The organism is Chamaesiphon sp. OTE_20_metabat_361, assembly GCF_031364565.1.
Genome location: NZ_JANLWO010000677.1, coordinates 1 through 3,023 on the forward strand (window position 1 = coordinate 1; position 3,023 = coordinate 3,023).

The 3,023-nt window shown below is 52.1% G+C and carries 2 protein-coding genes; both read right to left on the minus strand.

Features of this window, described 5'->3' with window-relative positions; genetic code table 11:
* Nucleotides 1–138: 138 nt before the first annotated feature.
* A complete protein-coding gene (locus tag RMO35_RS19310; protein WP_309743270.1) occupies nt 139–2,046 on the minus strand; it encodes a fumarate reductase/succinate dehydrogenase flavoprotein subunit in 1,908 nt (635 codons plus the stop codon).
* Nucleotides 2,033–2,689 carry a succinate dehydrogenase cytochrome b subunit gene (locus RMO35_RS19315; RefSeq protein ID WP_309743272.1) on the minus strand — a complete coding sequence of 219 codons (657 nt, stop codon included), beginning with the start codon at nt 2,687–2,689 and terminating at the stop codon, nt 2,033–2,035. The genes RMO35_RS19310 and RMO35_RS19315 overlap by 14 nt, the downstream gene beginning before the upstream one ends.
* Nucleotides 2,690–3,023: the final 334 nt, after the last annotated feature.

Here is a 3,023-nt window from a genome sequence, read left to right on the forward strand (position 1 = left end):
CCCGTTGAGGAGCGGGACGCCGCTCCTCAAACTCCTCTGCGTATGGTTCGATCTGTGTGTGGCGTAAAGCGGCATTCACTCCATTTACCTCTTACCTCTTACCTTTTACCCTATCCCCTATCCCCTATCCCCTATCCCCTACCGATAAGATCGCTGACTAAACCGTGCTAGCTCGAATTTTAACGCTTCTGGATAAAATTCCCACTGATGCTCCTGTGTGTATCCCCATACTGCAACGTGGGCATATTCGTCGTCGCGGCGTTGGGCTTCGCCTGCGGTTTGAAATTCGGTGCGGAAGTGGCAGCCGCAGCTTTCTTGGCGGTGGAGGGCATCTACACACATTAACTCGCCTAGCTCTAAGAAGTCAGCGACGCGTTGAGCTAAGTCGAGTTCGGGATTGAGGGTGTTGACTGTACCGGGGATTTTGACATCTTGCCAGAATTCGGTTTGTAGGGCTTGGAGTTGTTGGATGGCGGTCTGTAATCCGGCGGCGGTGCGGATGATGCCACAGTGCGCCCACATGATTTTTCCCAGGCGTTGGTGGAAACTGGTGACGGTTTGGGTACCTTGAATTTGGATTAAGCGATCGAGTCTTTCCCTAACTAATTCCTCGGCTTGGCTAAATTCTACTCGATCGCGGCTGGGGGCGATCGAGCCAATTTCGGCGGCTAAGTAGTTGCTAATCGTTGCGGGAATCACAAAATAACCGTCGGCTAAACCTTGCATTAGGGCTGAAGCACCGAGGCGGTTGGCTCCATGTTCGCTGAAGTTGGCTTCGCCCAAGCAGTACAAGCCGGGGATGGTCGTCATCAGTTCGTAATCTACCCACAGTCCGCCCATGGTGTAATGCACGGCGGGATAAATCCGCATCGGCACTGTGTAGGGATCTTCTCCGGTAATTTGGGTGTACATGGCGAATAAATTACCGTATTTATTTTGCAGTAGCTCGCGACCGTCACGGTGCAGGGTGTCGGCAAAATCCAGATAGACGGCGCGGTGCGAACTCCCGACCCCATAACCCGCATCGCAGACTTCTTTGACGGCGCGTGAGGCAATATCGCGCGGGACGAGGTTGCCGTAAGCGGGGTATCGCCGCTCCAAAAAGTAATCGCGTTCTGAGTCGGGAATATCGGCTGCGGCTCGCTGCTCGTCTAGATTTTTGGGTACCCACATCCGACCATCATTGCGTAAGCTCTCGGACATCAGCGTGAGTTTTGACTGATGCTCGCCAGCGACGGGAATACAGGTGGGGTGAATCTGGGTAAAGCAGGGATTGGCAAATGCGGCTCCTTGTTTGTGTGCTTTCCACGTCGCACTGACGTTGCTACCCATGGCATTGGTGGACAGATAAAAAACATTACTATAACCGCCGGAACAGAGCAGCACCGCATGACCGCCATGTCTTTCCAGCTCGCCAGTTACCAGGTTCCGCGCGATAATTCCCCGCGCTTTGCCGTCGATTTTGACTAGTTCGAGCATCTCATGACGGGTATACATGGTGACATTGCCCAGCGAGATCTGACGTTCGAGCGCCTGATAAGCACCGAGTAATAGCTGTTGTCCCGTCTGTCCCGCTGCATAAAAAGTCCGCTGTACTTGAGTACCGCCAAAGGAACGATTGCTGAGTAATCCCCCATATTCCCGTGCAAATGGTACTCCTTGCGCGACGCAGTGGTCGATAATTTTGGTGCTAATCGTCGCTAACCGATAGACATTGGCTTCGCGCGATCGATAGTCACCGCCTTTAATTGTGTCGTAAAATAATCGCTGGACGGAATCGCCATCATTTTGATAGTTTTTAGCCGCATTAATCCCCCCTTGCGCGGCAATACTATGAGCGCGGCGCGGCGAATCTTGGAAGCAAAAAGCTTTGACTTTGTAACCCTGCTCGGCTAGAGTTGCAGCGGCGGAGGCACCAGCTAAGCCAGTCCCGATAATAATAATTTCGAGCTGACGTTTATTAGCGGGACTAATCAGGCGGCTAGTTTCCTGGTAAGTCTGCCACTGTTGGGCGAGTGGTACTGGGGGAATTTTAGAATCGAGCATGACTGGCGAACAGAGCAATCGGAATAGCAGCTAATCCCAATGGTACTGCGATCGCCAAGCTAATACCAACCACTGAAGTAAGTTGCCGATATCGCTCGGCGACACCCAAGGTAATGGCGGCGCTCCGGTATCCATGCACCAAATGAGCGGCGAGAGCCAGACAACCGAGGACATAGATAATCACTACCCACGACTGGCTCATCGTCGCTCTGACTAGTTGCGATAAATCAGTGGTAGGCGGGGGATTACCGATCGCCTGTGGCAGCCAGAATTGAGCGAGATGCAGCAATAAGAAAGCTAACACGATCGATCCCAAAAGTCCCATCGATCGCGCTGGATCGAGCTTAACGGGGGCACTCACGGCATAAGGGGTACTGCGTTTCGACTGGTTATCGCGGCTGAGGGTGGCACCTTGCCAGATATGCACGACAAAGCCAGCAAATACTAAGATTTCTAAGCCGTGCAACACCCAATTATGCCGCAACAGCTCGGCAGTACGATCGAATAAAAGCCCCCCGTCAGCCGCCAAAATGGTGGCATTCAAACCCAAATGCACGACTAGAAACAGCGTCAAAAATAGTCCCGTACCCGCCATGATGACTTTGCGATCGATCGAAGAAATGTAAAAGTTAGATGATTTCATATCGATCGATTATTGCATCAATTATTCTCAAAAACTATCTCATCGATCGCACTCAAGCAGTTGTCATTGCGATCGAACGCTGTAGGTAGTATGGCAATAGCTAAGATCGTCGTTAGGACGGTTTTTAATTAGTCCGAGTAGCGATTCGCGCACGCCTCTGTTCCCCGACGGTTTGCGACTGAAATCGCGCTGAGGTTCCCTCAGCGTGCGTTTCAGTCAAGACAGCGAAAAGTGCGTTCTTGGGGTTTCCCCTGTCTTGTCGTTTTCTTATTCGGGGGGAACCCCCGAATAAAAACGCCGCAAGTGAAGCACCTTTTCAAGACAGCGGATGCGC

What these genes read in the sequence shown, in the direction of transcription:
- RMO35_RS19310 (WP_309743270.1), bottom strand. Translation starts at nt 2,046, where the DNA reads ATGCTCGATTCTAAAATTCCCCCAGTACCACTCGCCCAACAGTGGCAG.
- RMO35_RS19315 (WP_309743272.1), bottom strand. Translation starts at nt 2,689, where the DNA reads ATGAAATCATCTAACTTTTACATTTCTTCGATCGATCGCAAAGTCATC.